The sequence below is a fragment of the Vibrio sp. 779(2023) genome (genome assembly GCF_033344285.1).
In the GTDB taxonomy this organism is placed as follows: domain Bacteria; phylum Pseudomonadota; class Gammaproteobacteria; order Enterobacterales; family Vibrionaceae; genus Vibrio; species Vibrio alginolyticus.
The window spans coordinates 1-18,095 of sequence record NZ_JAWPOM010000037.1; the positions used below are offsets into that span (position 1 = coordinate 1).

Annotated in this window: 14 protein-coding genes, 1 tRNA gene and 1 other RNA gene; 11 read left to right on the forward strand and 5 right to left on the reverse strand. The window is 43.2% G+C overall.

Translation table 11 applies throughout. The features are described 5' to 3' along the window. Positions 1–67, reverse strand: a tRNA-Tyr gene (locus R8O70_RS23920). A gap of 292 nt (positions 68–359) precedes the next feature. Here R8O70_RS23920 and R8O70_RS23925 point away from each other — a divergent pair. Continuing rightward, a complete protein-coding gene (locus R8O70_RS23925) occupies positions 360–1,454 on the forward strand; it encodes an efflux RND transporter periplasmic adaptor subunit (RefSeq protein WP_005378593.1) in 1,095 nt (364 codons plus the stop codon). After that, positions 1,454–4,567: a multidrug efflux RND transporter permease subunit VmeF gene (gene vmeF / locus R8O70_RS23930; protein ID WP_318184393.1), complete on the forward strand. Its 3,114-nt coding sequence runs from the start codon at positions 1,454–1,456 to the stop codon at positions 4,565–4,567. The genes R8O70_RS23925 and vmeF overlap by 1 nt, the downstream gene beginning before the upstream one ends. 80 nt (positions 4,568–4,647) lie before the next feature. Here vmeF and R8O70_RS23935 read toward each other — a convergent pair whose 3' ends face one another. Continuing rightward, positions 4,648–5,223: a porin family protein gene (locus R8O70_RS23935; protein WP_170897189.1), complete on the reverse strand. Its 576-nt coding sequence runs from the start codon at positions 5,221–5,223 to the stop codon at positions 4,648–4,650. 214 nt (positions 5,224–5,437) lie between these two features. On the opposite strand from R8O70_RS23935, the gene R8O70_RS23940 reads away from it, so the two are divergent. Further along, a complete protein-coding gene (locus tag R8O70_RS23940; protein ID WP_005378586.1) occupies positions 5,438–5,755 on the forward strand; it encodes a DUF1244 domain-containing protein in 318 nt (105 codons plus the stop codon). 61 nt (positions 5,756–5,816) lie between these two features. Here the strand turns inward: R8O70_RS23940 and R8O70_RS23945 are convergent, their stop codons facing one another. Then, positions 5,817–6,911 carry a PLP-dependent cysteine synthase family protein gene (locus tag R8O70_RS23945; RefSeq protein ID WP_005389952.1) on the reverse strand — a complete coding sequence of 365 codons (1,095 nt, stop codon included), beginning with the start codon at positions 6,909–6,911 and terminating at the stop codon, positions 5,817–5,819. 140 nt (positions 6,912–7,051) lie between these two features. Between R8O70_RS23945 and R8O70_RS23950 the strand changes: the two genes are divergently transcribed. Next, positions 7,052–7,516, forward strand: a complete 465-nt coding sequence (locus R8O70_RS23950) for an Lrp/AsnC family transcriptional regulator (RefSeq protein ID WP_025998626.1) — start codon at positions 7,052–7,054, stop codon at positions 7,514–7,516. Between the two features lie 456 nt (positions 7,517–7,972). Then, entirely contained in the window at positions 7,973–11,014 is a 3,042-nt protein-coding gene (locus R8O70_RS23955) for a hypothetical protein (RefSeq protein ID WP_053307490.1), read from the forward strand. A 68-nt stretch (positions 11,015–11,082) separates the two neighbouring features. Here the strand turns inward: R8O70_RS23955 and tesB are convergent, their stop codons facing one another. Further along, positions 11,083–11,943 carry an acyl-CoA thioesterase II gene (gene tesB / locus R8O70_RS23960; protein ID WP_005378575.1) on the reverse strand — a complete coding sequence of 287 codons (861 nt, stop codon included), beginning with the start codon at positions 11,941–11,943 and terminating at the stop codon, positions 11,083–11,085. Between the two features lie 240 nt (positions 11,944–12,183). On the opposite strand from tesB, the gene R8O70_RS23965 reads away from it, so the two are divergent. After that, positions 12,184–12,618, forward strand: a complete 435-nt coding sequence (locus tag R8O70_RS23965) for a YbaY family lipoprotein (RefSeq protein WP_005378572.1) — start codon at positions 12,184–12,186, stop codon at positions 12,616–12,618. A gap of 30 nt (positions 12,619–12,648) precedes the next feature. Here the strand turns inward: R8O70_RS23965 and R8O70_RS23970 are convergent, their stop codons facing one another. Then, positions 12,649–12,951 (reverse strand): DNA base-flipping protein, encoded by a 303-nt coding sequence (locus tag R8O70_RS23970; protein ID WP_033905036.1) that lies wholly within the window; start codon positions 12,949–12,951, stop codon positions 12,649–12,651. 257 nt (positions 12,952–13,208) lie between these two features. On the opposite strand from R8O70_RS23970, the gene R8O70_RS23975 reads away from it, so the two are divergent. The 5 genes from R8O70_RS23975 (at position 13,209) to R8O70_RS23995 (ending at position 17,956) form a co-directional block, all read left to right on the forward strand. Beyond that, positions 13,209–13,952, forward strand: coding sequence for a hypothetical protein (locus R8O70_RS23975; RefSeq protein WP_005389942.1), 744 nt, complete (start codon positions 13,209–13,211; stop codon positions 13,950–13,952). Between the two features lie 152 nt (positions 13,953–14,104). Further along, positions 14,105–16,108 (forward strand): GGDEF domain-containing protein, encoded by a 2,004-nt coding sequence (locus R8O70_RS23980; protein WP_017634751.1) that lies wholly within the window; start codon positions 14,105–14,107, stop codon positions 16,106–16,108. Between the two features lie 137 nt (positions 16,109–16,245). Next, an RNA gene (gene ffs, locus R8O70_RS23985) (signal recognition particle sRNA small type) lies at positions 16,246–16,342 on the forward strand. Positions 16,343–16,554: 212 nt separating this feature from the next. Continuing rightward, positions 16,555–17,289, forward strand: a complete 735-nt coding sequence (locus tag R8O70_RS23990; protein WP_005378485.1) for an RNA methyltransferase — start codon at positions 16,555–16,557, stop codon at positions 17,287–17,289. Between the two features lie 247 nt (positions 17,290–17,536). After that, on the forward strand, positions 17,537–17,956 hold the full coding sequence (locus R8O70_RS23995; protein ID WP_005378483.1) for a CBS domain-containing protein: 420 nt from the start codon (positions 17,537–17,539) through the stop codon (positions 17,954–17,956). Positions 17,957–18,095: the final 139 nt, after the last annotated feature.

Genomic DNA, 18,095 nt, shown 5'->3' on the forward strand with positions numbered 1-18,095 from the left:
GGACGGATTCGAACCATCGAAGGCAGTGCCGGCAGATTTACAGTCTGCTCCCTTTGGCCACTCGGGAACCCCTCCAGAGGATTTTTATACTTAGTAAGATGTTTTCCCAACTCATCTCCCAAGTGCGGAGCGAATCATAGCAAACTCGCTCAGGCTGTAAAGCGTTTTTCTTACGTTTTTACGTTGAATGCTGTCTTTTTGGGCAAAGATGGTAGAAAGTCAGCGTTTTGTTTGTCCTTTGAACAGAAGAGAAGCGCGCTTTTTACTTGAATTTACACTACTTGACGTTAAACACCGTATCTACTGATAAACTGTAAGCAGTTTAATGACATAAGTTTATTCGTTTAGAAGTCAATATCATGAGCATGAAAGCCACGTTATCGTTATCTGTTTTAACGCTTTCTATATTACTGAGTTCTCCATCGGTTTGCGCTGCGATGCGAGGAGGCTCAGCGGTTACCGTTGTGACTGAACAAGTAGAAACGCACGAGATCAATCAATCCTTAACTCTTATCGGCAAATTAAAGGCAGCGGAGTCTGTGGTTGTCGCATCGGAAGTCGCCGGCAAAGTGAATCAAATCGCTGTTAAAGCGAATCAAAATGTCCAGCAAGACCAGCTATTAATTAAGTTAGATGACGATAAGGCTCAAGCCGCTTTGATTGAGGCAAAGGCGTATCTAAAAGATGAACAGCGTAAGTTAAAAGAGTTCCAACGTTTGGTTAAGCGGAATGCGATTACTCAAACTGAAATCGATGCACAAAAAGCCAGTGTTGAAATAGCACAAGCGAGGCTTGATGCTGCTCAAGCCAATTTAGCTGACCTCCATATTACTGCCCCATTTTCTGGCACTGTTGGTTTTATCGATTTTAGCCGCGGCAAAATGGTCAGTGCGGGTACTGAACTTTTGACGTTGGATGATCTTTCCGTCATGGAACTGGATTTACAAGTACCGGAGCGCTATTTATCGATGCTTTCTATTGGTATGGAAGTCATCGCTAAAACCAGTGCATGGGGTAGCCAGACCTTTACTGGTCAAGTCACAGGTATTGATACGCGGATCAGCGCCGAAACACTGAATCTTCGCGTGCGTATTGAGTTTGATAACCCAGAAAATCAATTGAAGCCGGGCATGTTGATGAACGCTTCACTAGCATTTCCTGCTATTAAGGCGCCAATCATTCCTGTTCAAGCACTTGAATACTCCGGAACTAAACGTTTTGTATATGTAATTGATGAAAATAACAAAGCTACTCGTCAAGAAGTGTCGCTAGGTGCTCGTGTTGGTAACGAGGTGGTGATCGAATCTGGTGTTGAGATTGGTGACAAGATTGTGGTTCAAGGCATTGTTAACATGCGTGATGGTGTCGAAGTGAAAGAAATTGTCGCGCCACTAAAAGCGAACACCACGGATGTGACACGCAATGACAGTGAATCGGATGAGGAAGAAAACTAATGTTACTGTCCGACGTTTCAGTTAAACGCCCTGTCGCGGCGTTGGTTCTGAGCATGCTGTTGTGTGTGTTTGGCTTTGTGTCATTCACCAAATTAGCCGTTCGTGAAATGCCTGATATAGAAAGCCCAGTCGTTTCTATCAGTACGCGTTATGAGGGTGCATCTGCGACTATTATTGAAAGTCAAATTACCTCCGTTTTGGAAGACCAGCTTTCTGGGATCAGTGGGGTTGATGAAATTAGCTCCACTACTCGTAACAGCATGTCGCGTATCACGATCACGTTTGAGTTAGGTTACGATCTCAACACAGGTGTGAGCGACGTGCGTGATGCCGTAGCTCGTGCTCAGCGCTCGCTACCTGATGAAGCGGATGACCCTATTGTTTATAAGAACAATGGCTCGGGAGAGGCGTCGCTCTACATCAATCTCAGTTCTGCAGAGATGGACCGTACTCAATTAACGGATTATGCCGAACGTGTATTGATGGACCGCTTTAGCCTGATCTCTGGGGTTAGCTCCATTGATCTCTCCGGTGGTTTGTACAAGGTCATGTACGTGAAGCTTAAGCCAGAACTAATGGCTGGACGTTTAGTTACAGCTTCGGACATTACATCAGCTTTACGAAGTGAGAACCTAGAAAGCCCAGGTGGTGAAGTTCGAAACGACTCAACAGTAATGTCCGTGCGTACGGCTCGTACTTATAACACGCCTGAAGATTTTCAATATCTTGTCATAAAACGCGCAAGCGACAATACACCTATCTATTTAAAAGATGTAGCAGATGTCTTCATTGGTGCAGAAAACGAAAATTCAACCTTCAAAAGTGATGGTGTAGTAAACATCAGTCTTGGTGTGGTACCGCAGTCAGACGCAAACCCGTTAGAGGTTGCTAAGCTGGTTAGGTCTGAAGTCGATAACATCCAGAAGTTCTTACCAGAAGGTACACGCCTTGCGATAGATTACGACGCGACAGTGTTTATCGAGCGTTCAATCGAAGAGGTGTACAGCACGCTATTTATCACGGGCGGCTTGGTGATTTTGGTATTGTACATTTTCATCGGCCAAGCTCGTGCAACCTTAATTCCTGCGGTTACTGTACCTGTTTCTCTGATTTCGTCGTTCATTGCCGCGTACTACTTTGGGTTTTCTATCAACTTGATCACCTTGATGGCGTTGATATTATCGATTGGTTTGGTGGTTGATGACGCAATTGTGGTTGTAGAGAATATCTTCCACCATATTGAACGCGGTGAATCGCCATTACTCGCCGCATATAAAGGCACAAGAGAGGTTGGTTTTGCTGTTATAGCAACAACATTAGTGCTGGTGATGGTGTTCTTACCGATCTCCTTTATGGATGGCATGGTAGGTCTACTATTTACAGAGTTTTCTGTATTGCTGGCTATGTCGGTCATATTCTCCTCTTTGATTGCCCTGACGCTGACTCCTGTATTAGGTAGTCAGATTTTGAAAGCGAATGTAAAACCAAATCGATTCAATGAAGCTGTTGATCGCTTGTTTAGCAAGCTTGAGAGTGGCTATCGCGCATTATTGAAAGGTGCATTGAAAGTACGTTGGGCTGCTCCGCTGGTGATTCTAGCTTGTTTGGGCGGTAGCTATTTCTTGATGAATCAGGTACCGGCTCAGCTGACCCCACAAGAAGATCGCGGTGTGATATTCGCGTTTGTGCGCGGTGCAGATGCTACGTCGTACAATCGTATGTCAGCCAATATGGATATTGTCGAAGACCGATTGATGCCATTACTAGGGCAAGGTTATCTGAAGTCATTCAGTATCCAAACGCCAGCGTTTGGTGGCCAGGCAGGAGACCAGACAGGCTTTGTGATCATGATTCTAGAAGATTGGAACGAACGTGATATCACGGCTCAGCAAGCCCTTAACAAAGTACGGAAAGAATTGGCGGGTATCCCAGATGTTCGAGTGTTCCCATTTATGCCAGGTTTCCAAGGTGGTTCGAGTGAGCCAGTTCAGTTCGTATTAGGCGGCTCTGATTACGATGAGCTCGTTGTTTGGGCTGAAATGCTAAAGAACAAAGCAGAAGAATCACCAATGATGGAAGGAGCAGAGATAGATTACTCGGAAAAAACGCCTGAGTTATTGGTTACAGTTGACCGACAGCGTGCCGCAGAGCTAGGAGTCAGTGTTAAAGACATTTCTGACACCCTAGAAATCATGCTCGGTGGTAAAAGCGAAACGACTTATGTTGAGCGTGGCGAAGAGTACGATGTGTATCTTCGCGGTGATGAAAATAGCTTTAATAATGCTGCAGATTTAAGTCAGATTTATCTGCGCACGAATAGCGGTCAGCTAGTGACGTTAGATGCGGTCACAAAAATTGAAGAAGTGGCGGCCTCTATTCGTCTTTCTCACTACAACAAACAGAAGTCCATCACTATTACTGCCAACCTGTCGGAAGGTTATACATTAGGAGATGCGCTGAGTTACCTAGACCAGGAAGCCATCGACAACTTACCGGGTGACATTTCGGTGAGTTATTCGGGGGAGTCGAAAGACTTTAAAGAGAACCAAGCGAGTGTTGCTGTTGTGTTTGCATTGGCACTACTAGTGGCGTATCTCGTGTTGGCGGCTCAGTTTGAAAGCTTCGTAAACCCGTTAGTGGTCATGTTTACGGTGCCGATGGGTGTATTTGGTGGCTTCCTTGGTTTGGTTATTATGGGCCAAGGTATGAACATTTATAGCCAGATTGGCATGATCATGTTGATTGGTATGGTGACGAAAAACGGTATTTTGATCGTAGAATTTGCCAATCAGCTACGTGATCGTGGCGTTGGGTTTGAAAAAGCGATCATTGATGCAGCTGCGCGACGTCTACGTCCAATCTTGATGACTGCGTTTACCACACTTGCTGGCGCAATTCCGTTGATAGTATCGACAGGGGCGGGTTATGAGAGCCGTATTGCCGTGGGTACGGTAATCTTTTTCGGGATGGGGTTTGCGACATTGGTGACCTTGTTTGTTATCCCGGCAATGTACCGATTGATTTCGGCGAAAACACAAGCACCAGGTCATGTAGAAGCAGAGTTAAACAAAGCAATTAGCCATGATACGAAGGGCCGTATAGCGCACCCTTAAATCAAACGTTAAAACATAAAAGCCGAGGTAATAACCTCGGCTTCTCTTTATCGGTTTAAAGTTAGCTCGGAAGCGTTCGATTAGAAGCGTTTCCCTAGGCTGATTTGTACACCTTCGTAGCTGTCGTAAAAATCTTCAAAACCCATATCCGCGACATTATAAATGTACTCTGCGCGTAACCAGATATCTTTGCTCATATCCCAATGGACACCAGCACCGATGTTGAATAGCGCGCCTGAATCATCTGTGACTTTTTGTTCGTTTGGAACATACATTTCAGCTTGAGTGCCAAGCGCAGTTACGCGACCAAACAGTGACAGCGGCGTATCGCCTAAGTCATCACTCGTTACAACAGCAGACATACCTGCTTGGTAATAGTGAAGATCTAAGTCAGTTTTTAGAGCATCGTTCTTAAGTTCATTTTGTGAATAGCGCAGAACTCCTTCAAACGCGAGGTATTGGTTTACATGGTAACCCCAGCCAACTGTGATATGTGGTGTTGACCACTCATTGTCTCTATCCGAGCCGAAGTACGGTGTATCAAAACCAACGTTACCAGTACCTAGATAAAAATAAGATTGATGAGCTTGTTCTTGAGCAGCTAAAGTTGGCACGCTAATGGTCAAGGTAGACAATAATAGAATGGCGTTTTTCATAACTAGACGATAACCTTGGTAAAAGACCGTTGTAATGATTTGTTTAAATGTTAATTTAATCAATAGGATGGGTGGTAATTATCATATCAGCTTTTATCAAAGGTAGTGATTTTAGAATGGGAATTGTTGCGCTAAAGCATACTTCTTACTCATGACTACCAACTAACTAGATATGGTGACGAAAGCTAGTCAAATAAGAGAGAAGGAAAGGAAAGTGGCTGAATTCAAATATAAAAACTTGACTCAAGAAGAACAAGATAAGTTAGACGCGGCGACATTTCGCCGTTTATTGGCGCATTTAGATGCCAACAAAGACGTACAAAACATCGACCTGATGATCCTTGCGGGCTTCTGCCGCAACTGCTTTAGCAAATGGTATAAATCTGAGGCTGAAAATCTCGGTTTGGATTTAGATATTGATGACGCTCGCGAACGTGTTTACGGCATGACTTACGATGAGTGGAAACAAAATCATCAACCAGCGGCAACGCCAGAACAATTGGCTGCGTTTGAAGCGCGCCAGAAAAAGTAAAACCCAGCGATAAAAACAGCCCACATGAAGTTGGGCTGTTTTTTAAAGTCCAGTTTGCACGTTAAGCGTTAGTTGAGCCGCAACAAGCTGGCTCAACGCAACCTTTTGCTTGAATGACTTCGAGTTGAGCTAAGTAAGGTTGAATATCGCCGATGTTCTCTTTTACCCATGTTAAGTCATAATACGTATCTAGGTAACGCTCTCCAGAATCACATAGAAGCGTCACGATAGAACCCTTCTCACCGCGTTGTTTCATCTCACAAGCCAATTGCAGCACACCGTAAAGATTGGTGCCTGTTGATGCGCCGACTTTACGCCCAATCAGCTGAGATACCCAATGGGCGGTTGCCACACTGGCTGCGTCTGGAATTTTGCGCATTTCATCAATGACACCAGCAATAAAACTTGGTTCGACACGTGGTCGCCCGATACCTTCAATTTTGCTGCCAGTATCGCCTTTCAATGAGTGATTTCCTGACTGGAAAGCATCGTAAAACACTGAGTTTTCAGGGTCTACCACGCAAAGCTTAGTGTCGTATTTTTGGTAACGAATAAAACGGCCAATGGTTGCTGATGTGCCGCCTGTTCCAGGACTCATCACTACCCAGCTAGGAATCGGGTGATCTTCTAACTCCATTTGGCTAAAGATAGAGTTCGCGATGTTGTTGTTACCGCGCCAGTCAGTCGCACGTTCAGCATAAGTAAACTGATCCATGTAGTGACCATTTAACTCTTGAGCCAAGCGTCGAGACTCGTCATAAATCTGATCTGATCGTTCAACAAGGTGCGCTTTACCACCGTAAAATTCAATTTGTTCGATCTTTTTACGTGCAGTGGTTTTCGGCATGACGGCAATGAACGGTAAGCCAAGTAAACGCGCAAAATACGCTTCCGAAACGGCAGTGCTGCCTGAGGACGCCTCGATTACAGTGGTTTCAGGACCAATCCATCCATTACAAATAGCGTAAAGAAATAATGAGCGCGCCAATCGGTGTTTCAGAGAGCCTGTTGGATGCGTGCTCTCATCTTTTAGGTAGATATCGATACCATCAAGAGAAGGCAGTTCAAGTTTAAATAAATGAGTATCAGCAGAACGTTGGAAGTCTGCTTCAATTTTACGCACTGCATTGTTGATCCAATTGTGGTCAGTACACATGGCGTCTCTCCTTGGGAAATCGATAGATAAGTATTAGATAGGGATAATTTATCTATAATTTCCGAGAAAAACTTTGCTATTGTTACTCTTAATAAAGATACCTGTAGAAAAATTTTCTACATTTTATGGGTTTTATAGAAATGAGCTTAGATCGAATAGATAAGCAGCTGCTTGCTTTACTACAAACCGACAGCACCTTGTCATTAAATGACGTGGCTGAGCGAGTCAATCTTACTACAACACCATGCTGGAAGCGCTTGAAAAGGTTGGAAGAAGAGGGCTACATCGAAAAACGCGTGGCGTTGTTAAGTGCAGAAAAGCTCGAGCTATCTTTCATTGCATTTGTTCAGTTAAAAACGATTGATCATTCCGAAGGTTGGTATCACCATTTTGTTACAACTGTGAGTGACTTTCCTGAGGTAATGGAGTTTTATCGTATGGCTGGCGAGTATGACTACATGATGAAAGTACTAGTCAAAGATATGAAGTGTTTTGACGAATTCTATAAGCGGTTAGTTAATAGTGTAAAAGGGCTATCTAATGTGACTTCAACATTTGCTATGGAGTCCATTAAATACACAACAGAGTTACCAATCCTAAAATAACTCGCCCTATAAGAATTCTATCTAATGTTAATTCTACCTTTTAGTATTTTAAATGTTAAAAGGTAGTTTGATTATGCTTTTAAAACTATTTCCTGCCAGATTTTTACAAATATAAACGATATTTATTCTCTCTTCTATTTTTCATTAACTATTTGTTTTTACAGTCCATTAATCCTATACATCATAATGAAAGAAAAAATAACGCAATTTTTTCTCTTTCTTTTTCATGTTTTATTTTATTGAATATTAATTTTTACTAAATTAATGGAAGAGTTTGATTTAAACGTTTGCTTTTTGTGTTTTCATGTAATTTGGTCGCTATTTTTGAGTATTTGTTTTTAGGATGAATACAGTAGCAATTACTTAAGTAATAAAGTACTCAAAAATGGGGATAGTGATTAATAAAACATCGTATTATTATCGCCCCATCTTGTATGTAACAAAGTATTACTAAAAATGAACAGAAATTACTATTTGCTTTTTCTCGCAGCTTTACTTGCTGGCTGTGGCGGTGGGGGAGACTCTAAGCCGAACAATACGAAGACACCAACTACGATAACAAAGCAGAACCGTCCGCAATTAAAAGTGGAAGACACGGTATTGAAGTTTGAAGGAGTGGGAACGGTTACTGAAGCAAAACTGAGCAATGTACATGGGTCGGTATCTTACCAAGTCATTGATTCTAATCCGCCAAATGTCGTGAAAATTAATGACTCAGGAATACTACAAATTCTGCGCCCAGGAACGGCGACTATTCTTGCTACAGATAGTAGCTCTGCTTATGAATCTTCTGAAGCAAGATTTTCTGTGACTGTAGAGCGAGGTATCAATACTGAACTTTCAGTGAGTGATCTGAATTTCAATGCGATTGAGTCAGAAGGAAAAGCGTTGATCGTCCGTGGCCAAAAAGGCGAACTGAGTTATGAGGTAGAAAGTGGTCATAACTTGATTCGTGTTGATGAGAACGGGTCGGTATATTCATTAGGTTCAGTTGGTCAGGCATCGGTGCTGATTACTGATTCAGGTAACGACTTTTACTTGCCGAAACAAGTTCGCGCTACGGTTAAACTGCATGCAGTAGCTCCGGGGCAATTACAGTTCGCTTTGCTTGAAGACGAGTATCGAGAAGGGTTGACGTTAGAACCAGTGCGTCTAGATAAAGCTCAAACGCAACGTATTTCTTACAAAATCATAAATAGCGTACCAGACAGCAAGGTGGCCGAGTTGCTAGACCCTGAAACGGGTTTGCTTCTTGTTCATAATGTTGGGCGATTAACGGTTGAAGCGACTGCAACTTACAGCGACGCGTTTCTAGATAAACAGCAAACAGCGCAATTTTTTGTGGATGTAAAACAAGGCAAGCGTCAAGAAATCAGCGCAGCGGATATTGTCACAACTTATGAGGAAGGTGGACGAATTTTCCCTAAGGTGACGAACGCCTACGGTGACTATGAGCTGAGAATCATTCGTGGTGAAGACGTTGTTGCTAAAACAGAAAATGGTGAAGCATTACTGATCAAAGGTGTTGGTGCTGCTGAAGTGGAAATTTACGAGCATGACATGCGTAATTATCCTGCAAGCAAAACTCGTTTTGATCTTGAAGTTAATCGCGCGCCTCATCCAGTTATAAAAGACATTGAAATGCCGCTTACTTATCAACCAAATCTTTCAATCCCTCTGGCGTTTAAAGGGCAAAAAGGTAACGTAAATCTAGTTAGCAGCTTACCTAATGGCTTACGAATGACTGACGGCAAGTTGGAGGTAGTGACTGCGGGTGAGTACGACCTTAAGTTTGAAGACGATGGTGGGGAGTTCTACCAACCTATTCAATTTAATGTCGTCATCAAAGTTGCAAAGGCTGAAGGCCAACCGATGGCAACGCACGATTATGACGTTGTATACAGCAACAAATACAGTTTTGATCTTCACCGTGATTTTGGTTTGAGTGCTGACGAGCAAATTGAGATTGTAGATAACACCGCACCAGATGTTGTCGGTGGTTTTAGTGAAGGACGTCTCCATGTGTATAAAGCGGGTAAAGCGACGCTAACTGTGCGCAGAAAAGAGAGCGCGAATTATACCGTTGGTCCTGATCAAAAAGTCTACGTGACAATTTTGAGCGCGCCGAGCCGAATTGAAGTTCAATCCGATGTGGAAGAGATTTGGAAGGTTGGCCAAACATTTGTTGCGCCGAAAATCTCTGGTACGGTTGGGGAAGTTACGTACCGATTTGCAGACAACGCAGCAATAGATGTGGTTTCCTTAAACAGCCAAACGGGTGCCATGCAAATTCTTAACGCGGGTAGCACAAAAATTATTGTTTCGGATGCGGGGGACGACAAAGTGGATCCGGGTGAAAGTAGTTTCTCGGTCACGATTAAACAAGGCACAAACCCGGTATCGGTTACTTACCCAACGGTAGAATTCTCCGCTGGTAGTGTTATCTCGCCAGTGATGAGTGGTGGGACTGCGAAGGCAAGTTACCGTCTTATTAACCAAAAAGACCCTGTGGTCGAGCTAGTTTCTCCTGATACAGGGCGTTTGAAAATCCTGCATGCAGGCACGTACCAATTAGAGGTTACCCTTACTGGGCGCAACTACAAAGCTAAAACAATCGTCGTAAATGGCACTATTAACAAAGCGAATCACCCTGGTTTAAGTGCTTCTACAATGAAGGTGGAATTTGAACCATTTAAAAAGGTTAAGCTAGACTTTGGTACACCAATAGGAAACCGCAGCTATCAAATATCCAGCTCAACAATTAAAGGAGTCGCTTCATTAGATGTTGATAAGGAAGAGCTGACGTTACTTGACCTCCCGCCAGTAAAAAGACGTTGGATTTCTCTCGACATTTCGGAAGGAGAATCTCGAGATTACAAAGCGTTGGAAAGTAAGAAAGTCCAGCTGTATCTAAGCTTTGCAGATGAAGGTGTTGCGGATCAATATACATTGCTTGAAACTGAACAAACAGTATTGTTTAGCACGCTAAATGCACGTGAGTTTTCTAACTTAGAAGAAAGTGAGTTTGGTTTGATGAACGTTCGTTCAGTGCGTGAGCCAACGGACGAAGAATTGAAATTATACGGCAAAGGTAAGATTGCACTACTTGCATTCAAGCCGGTGGGTAACGATGACCCAACTCTAATAAAAGGAGCGTGGGTACACTTAGCTCGATTTGATGGATGTACATCAGAGCTGTTCGAAGATGATCTCAAGCCTTTTGAAGCAATTGACTATGATGACCCAGGATACTGCACCAGCGGCAGCACGATTCGTATGACTCGGTTCTTAATAATTGATGACTCGAAGATGGAAAAGGTAGAGTATGAGTTAGTAGCACCTGTGATTACTTACCGTCGTGGGGTTCGTGAATTTTTAGCAACGAATAAAGGTGGATTCTATGCCGACCCAAATGTCATTTACGGGAAAGGCGAATATGGTTACCCGAAATCACTTTACGAATGGTCGGTTGTTAACATGAAGTATCAACCAAATTAATCATCGTTTGATACCCATTAAAAAAGGAGTGCGGAACAGCACTCCTTTTTTCGTCTAGCGAACACGAGCTATTTCGTGTAGCGCATCACCCCTTCTTGCACGGCGGTCGCCACTAAGTGACCTTGCTGGTTGTATATTTCGCCACGGACCAACCCACGAGTATTGCTCGCCGTTGGGCTCTCTATCGCATATAGAAGCCATTCATCCATCTTAAACGGGCGATGGAACCAGATAGAGTGGTCAATGGTGGCCACTTGAAAGTTAGGCGTCATTAATGAGACTTCATGTGGATGCATTGCTGTTACAAGGAATCCCCAATCGGATGCGTAGGCCAGAAGGTACTGGTGAATTAGCTGATTCTCTGGCATTTCACCATTAGCACGAATCCAAAGGTACTGTTTGGGTTCTGCTTTTTTGGGCTTCAAAGGGTTGATAACCGTAACGGGGCGAGTTTCGATTGGCTTTTCCCCGCAAAATGTTTTGCGTAAGCGTTTGGGTAGAAATTCTGCAATATGGCTTGCGAGCTCACTCTCTGAGGCAAAGTTTTCTGGACCAGGGATATCTGGCATTTCTTTTTGATGATCAAACCCAGGTTGATCGCCATGGTAGGATGCGGTTAGGTAAAAAATAGGGCGTCCATTTTGAATTGCTTTTACGCGTCTAGTGCTAAAGCTACGGCCATCTCTCAGATTTTCTACGTCATAAATAATAGGTTTTTCTGGATCGCCAGGGTACAAAAAATAGCTATGGAAGGAGTGTACCGTGCGTGTTTCTTCAACGGTGTAGCGCGCAGCAGAAAGTGCTTGCCCAATTACTTGACCGCCATAAACTTGAGGCAAACCTAGGTTTTCACTTTGGCCACGAAACAAGCCTTCTTCTAATTTTTCGAGTTGTAGTAGGCTGAGCAATTCTCGTAGTGGTTTACTCATTGTGTCTCCTCACCGTTGTCTTTCATTCCAAGTTACCTCAACAGCCTCACTCTTGTGAAGTGGCATAGTTAAGAACTATTGAGTAACTTAGAAATAGTATTGTTCCAATTATGAAACAAAATCAATTGTTTGATAAATTCTAACTCAGTCAAACTATTGTCAAATAAAATGACAGGAAGCAGACAGTTTTATATTCCACACCTATAATTGCTTCGGTTTAATGCTCTTTTCGAGGAATATATGAAAAAAACACTACTACTTGTTACTTCTCTACTCTTTGGGGCTGCGTTAGTGGGTTGCCAAACTTCTCAAAATACAGAAATGGAATCTACAGAGGCGTCAATGAAGACGATTACAGGTACAGTGGCTTATCGCGAGCGGATTGCCTTGCCACCAAACGCAGTGGTTACTATTGCGTTAGAAGATGTGTCCTTGGCGGATGCGCCAGCAAAAGTGTTGGCGAAACAGACATTCGAAACAGAAGGTAAGCAAGTTCCTCTTTCTTTTGAGTTGAGTTACGACAGCAATGAAATCAAACCAAACCATCGTTACAGCGTTCGTGCTCGCATTGAGGTAGATGGAAAGCTGCGTTTTATCAGCGACACACATAACGGTGTTATTACAGATGAAGCACAAACTCACCAATTAGATATTCGTCTAGTTGGAACACGTTAATACGACGTACTGAGAACAAAAAATGGCAGCTTAAGGCTGCCATTTGTATTTTTTAAGTGAAGTTTTGCCAACTTCCGAGACTTCAATCCCTTCTGCTTCTAATTTCTTTTTTTGTCGCTCTAAGTCTCTGCCTTTTAAAGATATTTTTCCTTGGCTATTTACCACTCTAAACCAGGGGAGTTTGCTGTCTTCTGGTAGGTTACCCAGTGCTTTACCAACATGTCTCGCATAGCCCGGATAACCGGCCATTTTTGCAATTTCCCCATAGGTGGAGACTTTTCCTTTTGGAATTTGGTGAATTACAGCAAAGATTTGCGCTAAAAATTGGTCCATACTCAAAAGTGTCTATTTTGGTTTACTAAGGAATGGTAAACCATTGGACTTGTATATTGCTAACGGTTCTTAACCCTTGTGTTGTCAGCGACTCACTTTGAAGAATTACATTTTCTGTTCTTTAGTGTCGTTGGTTGATGAGCCTTAAACAGCATGAAGCAAACGCAAGCTAAGCTTGAATCTAGACCCTCTCAACGACTTTCAATCCCAGTTTTTGCCGTTGAGTTACCAAGTAGGTGGGGAAGCCAGGAGGCGCTATGATTTTATCGACACTTCAATTTTTCGTTACGACCTTACTCGCTGTTGTCTGCGTTCGGGCGATGAGTTTGAGCGAGGGTGACATTCCCGTTCTTGCACTTATGATCCCCGCGCTGTGGGTTCTGCCACAAGGTGGGTTCGCTGGCTTAGTATTGCTGGGCGCGATGATGGCTTTTGGTGCGACACTCTCAATGCAGCCAATTGCTTTGTCGGTTGGTGTTTTGATCCTTTTCCCACTTTTAATGGTGGTGTTTTCTCGTAGAAGCTCTTTAGGCGTGTTGCTCACCGCTGGTCTTATTGTACTTACACTGCAAGTTGGTCTTATGGTCACACAGCAAGGCGGTAAGCTGGATGGGTCTGCTTGGGTTACAGTGGTTCAAACCATTGCGGTTATGGCGATGTGGTGGTCGGCTGCGCATTGGACGCCATCCAATAAACACAGCTGGTGGCCGTTGTTTTTGTTGCTCCCTTTGTGGATTGCAGGCCTACCGTACGCCGTTCTTATGGCGTTAAGTTTGACGGGAATGTTAGCGTCAATGGAAGCACTTGCGAAGCTTCAACATACCATTCGTTGGAGCAAATTATTATGTTGGACATTGCCGACTGTGGGTTTTGCCGCCTTAGTCGTCAGCCCGACCACGGATGTGCCAAACCCTGTTTTCGTGGTTTGGATCTGTTTGTTAGGGACGGCTTGGATGACTGACTATATTTTACGTAGTAGCGATGAACAGGCTGAATTATGAGTTTTTAGTCAGGTAAAAAGTGACATGTGCGGCAGAGTATCGAATTGGTTGTGGAACAAAATGGAGATTAGTATATGTTCTTCATTTCATATTTACTACACTTCCAATAATAATAACCACAATATAAGTGGTTGATTTAAGATAAGTTTGTCATGACAACTTTTGCTCGAACACTGTTGCTTTTTGCATGTTGCCTCTTGAGTTTGAATGTAAAAGCCGAAGCCCCTTTAATTGCTCATTATAAAGTCGCGACTGAAGCGGATGATGTCGTCACTCGTGTTCTTTTCAATGCTGCTTCAAAGGAGTTTGGCTTTACCGTTCAATACGTGAACTACTCCAGCTTTGATGCCATTCTAAATTCAGTAGCGAATGGGGAAGCGGACTTTGCTGCGAATATCACTTACACACAAGAACGTGCTCAACGTTTTAGTTATTCCCGCCCAACAAATATCGAATATACCTACCTCTTTGGTTTAAAAGATTCGACGTTGAGTGACATTTCGCGTGTTGGCGTCCCCAAAGATACAGTTTATGCCCAATTACTTAAACAACACTACCCTGAGCTAGAACAGATCTCTTATCAAGGTCACGAACAAGCAGTAACACTGCTACGTTCAGGTGCTGTGGATGGCGTTGTCGATGCCATTAACCAGCTCAAGCCGATGCTGATGGAGGGGTTTGACGCCAAGATGCTCAATGATCAGATTTCGATAAAGCCCGTATCCATCATCAGTAAAAAAGATCATCATCTTGAAGAGTTGGACACGTTCGCTACGTTTATTCACGGGGAAGCGGTGCAAAAGCAGCTTCGCGAAGAAATTTCCCAGTATCAATTTGAATTAAGGCGAGCAGCGTTGCGTGATTCTATTCGTTTATTACCCCTTGATTTTAATGAACCAATACGGATTAAGCTCGAATCTATCTTTCCATATGTTGTATACAACGCAGATGGTAGTGTCGAAGGGATGACGGCTGATGTAGTCCTGAGAAGCTGTGAGATCTTGGCTTTAAACTGCTTGATCATTAGTGAGCCTGGTGAAAGCTGGGGTTCTATGTACCATGAGTTTATCCAAGGTAATTTCGAAATTTTGGCGCCGTTAACGGTCAGCCGTGAGCGGCGCGCATTTAGCTACTTTCCAAAGCCCCATTACGCGCCAGCATCGGTGATGGTCAAGCGTTTAGGTTACAAACCGAGCACATACTCTCATGTTTCACAGTTGATATCTGAGCGGATTGGCGTAGTTAAGGATGACTTTTTCGATCAAATGATGACGCAACTGTTACCGCTAAAAGAACTCAAACGTTATCGTACCCAACAAGAGCTCATTCAGGGGCTACTAAATGAAGAAGTCGATTACATTCCGATGGATACGGCGATGCTCAATCATTTTTTACGTCTCAGTGAATTGGTTCCGATAGAGCAGGATACCGCTATTGGCGAGTTTTATGAGTCACAACTCTCTGTTGGATTGGTCGCGAATGAAAAAGGAGCCATGCTTGCGCCTTTCTTTAGTCGAGCGATAGCGATGTTAGAAGTTGATAAGATCATTGCTCAGTACGATGTACGCCCAGATTGGCGTACCGCACTTGAATATGAGATTCGATTAGCGACGCAAACACAAGCTGTGTTTATCTTTGTGTTATTGTTTGCTATTTGTGTTTCGCTTTATCTTTACCGTCAATCGAACACTGACAACTTAACAGGGTTAAGGAACCGTCGTGCGTTGCAAGTAAAGTATCGAAAAGGAGTAAACAAAGATCTATCCATACTTTACTTAGACATTAATCATTTCAAACGAATCAATGACACTTATGGGCATCGCGCTGGGGACGAAGTTTTACAACTACTGGCACTAAAAATTCATTATGTCTGGTCGGGAAGATGTTATCGAATTGGAGGGGATGAGTTCATATTACTGGGTTATCCAACGCAAGCCGAGTTAACTAGAGCAATGAGAGAGCTCAGTAGAATCGACGTGAAAGGCAAATTATGTAGTGATTTGGAGTCTATAAGTATCTCTATTGGTTTCTCTGCAAAAAGGGAACGGCACATGAGCTTAGAGCAAGCGATGCATTTGGCTGATGAAGACATGTACATGAGTAAGCAGTCCTCACGGCACGACTCCTCTTATCGTGACTGTACGGTTTCATCATAAAGGAATGAATTGATCGAGTTTTGTTCAAACGGTAATGAAATGATGAAATTCAAGGTTTTTGCTCTTGCATTATGAGAGCTGATACTGAATAATCGCCCCATCGATTGAGGCAAGACCTCTCGAAAAGAATTATGGGGCTCTGGTCCTCTCGCAACAATAGCTCGTGAACTCGGTCAGGTCCGGAAGGAAGCAGCCGCAGCGTGTGACTTGTGTGCCGGGATGTGGCTGGGGTCCCACCCTTTGAAAGCCCTGCGTTATCGCAGGGCTTTTTTCGTTTTTGAGCCTTCTTTTATTTTGGCTACGCTTGGTGTTCAACGTCTTCTGATGATCAAGCTTCTTGAGGTTATTTAGGTATAATTTATAATCTCATCCGCTCGATACCGAACTTTCGTGAAGATTGTTTAGGGTACGCTCGTCGAATAACCATTTTCACCTGGGATACTTTAATGATTTCAAAAAACCAATTAAAACTGCTTCGTGCTTTAGGTCAAAAGAAACAGCGTAAAGCGCATGGCTTATTCCTAGTTCAGGGTGAAAAGAACGTACTAGAGCTAGCAAGTAGTTCATTGAAGGTGAAGCAGGTTTTTGCAACAGCGGCATTTCTCGAACAAAATGCTGGTACGCTAAATCGTTTTGATTGTGTTGAAGCATCGCTTGATGAATTGACCAAAGCGAGCACGCTTGTGAGCAATAATGCGGCCATTGCTGTGGTTGAAATTCCGAGTGTAAAAGAGCCTCAAGCGAAAGGCTTGATGATTGCGCTAGATGGTGTATCCGACCCTGGTAATCTAGGTACGATTATTCGTGTTGCAGACTGGTATGGCATCAAGCACATTATTGCGAGTACAGATTGTGCTGATCCTTATAATCCTAAAACGATCAGTGCGACCATGGGCAGCTTTGGCCGCGTACAAGTGAGTTTGGTGGATTTGCCAAGTTATTTGGAACACGCCAAATTGCCAGTATATGGCGCGTTTTTGGAGGGAGAGAGCGTTCATAAAACGGATTTCGCTGCTGAAGGTATTTTGTTGATGGGCAGCGAATCTCATGGTGTGCGCGAAGCCGCAGCAAAATTCGTGACAGATAAGATCACGATTCCGGCGTTTGGCGGTGCCGAATCACTGAATGTCGCGATGGCGACTGGCATTATTTTAGACAACATGCGCCGCCAACATAGCTAACGCAACAATTACTTAATAACAAAGCCAGTCAATTTGACTGGCTTTGTTGTATTTATTGCCTAGAAAAATCAGCCTGGCTGAATCTTGCGTTTAACGAAATACAGTGAATGTTGTTCGGTGAGTTAATTTTGTTTTAGTTCAATAGGCTGTGCCTATAAATAAAATTACTCCTTTCCATTTAGTAAAATCAGGAAATTAGGCGACACTTATCTAAAGGCCGCAATAAAATGCCCTTAAGGAGATAAGAATGCATTCATTAAAAGTAAAAGATTACATGACGTTGCAAGCGGTGACTTTCACGAAAGATATGTCACTTTCGGCAGCTTTAAACAAAGTAATGCAAAGTGTCACACTAGGTGGCCCTGTCATTGATGAAAATGAAAAAGTGGTTGGGTTTTTATCGGAGCAAGACTTATTAGATAAGTTGGTGAAAGCAAGTTATCACTGCCAAGATACACATACGGTACAAGAGTGTATGCATGATGATGTCTTATCTGTTTCTCCAGAAATGTCAGTAATTGAACTGGCTGACATGATGAAAGTTGGAAAGCCGAAAATGTATCCAGTGGTGGATGGCAAAGGTAAGTTGGTTGGTGTTATCACAAGAAGAGACGTGCTGCGTGCCATCGGAATGACATTAAATGAGTGTTTTAAGCATCCCGTTTAACCTCTCTGTTTAAATTTTACGGAATATTGCTTTTAAACTGGTTTGGAAAGACGCTTCGGCGTCTTTTTTATTTTCAGCCCTAAACCACCTACTTCAGTAGGTGGTTATCATCCGTTTCGGCTTTGCCTGTAAAACTACT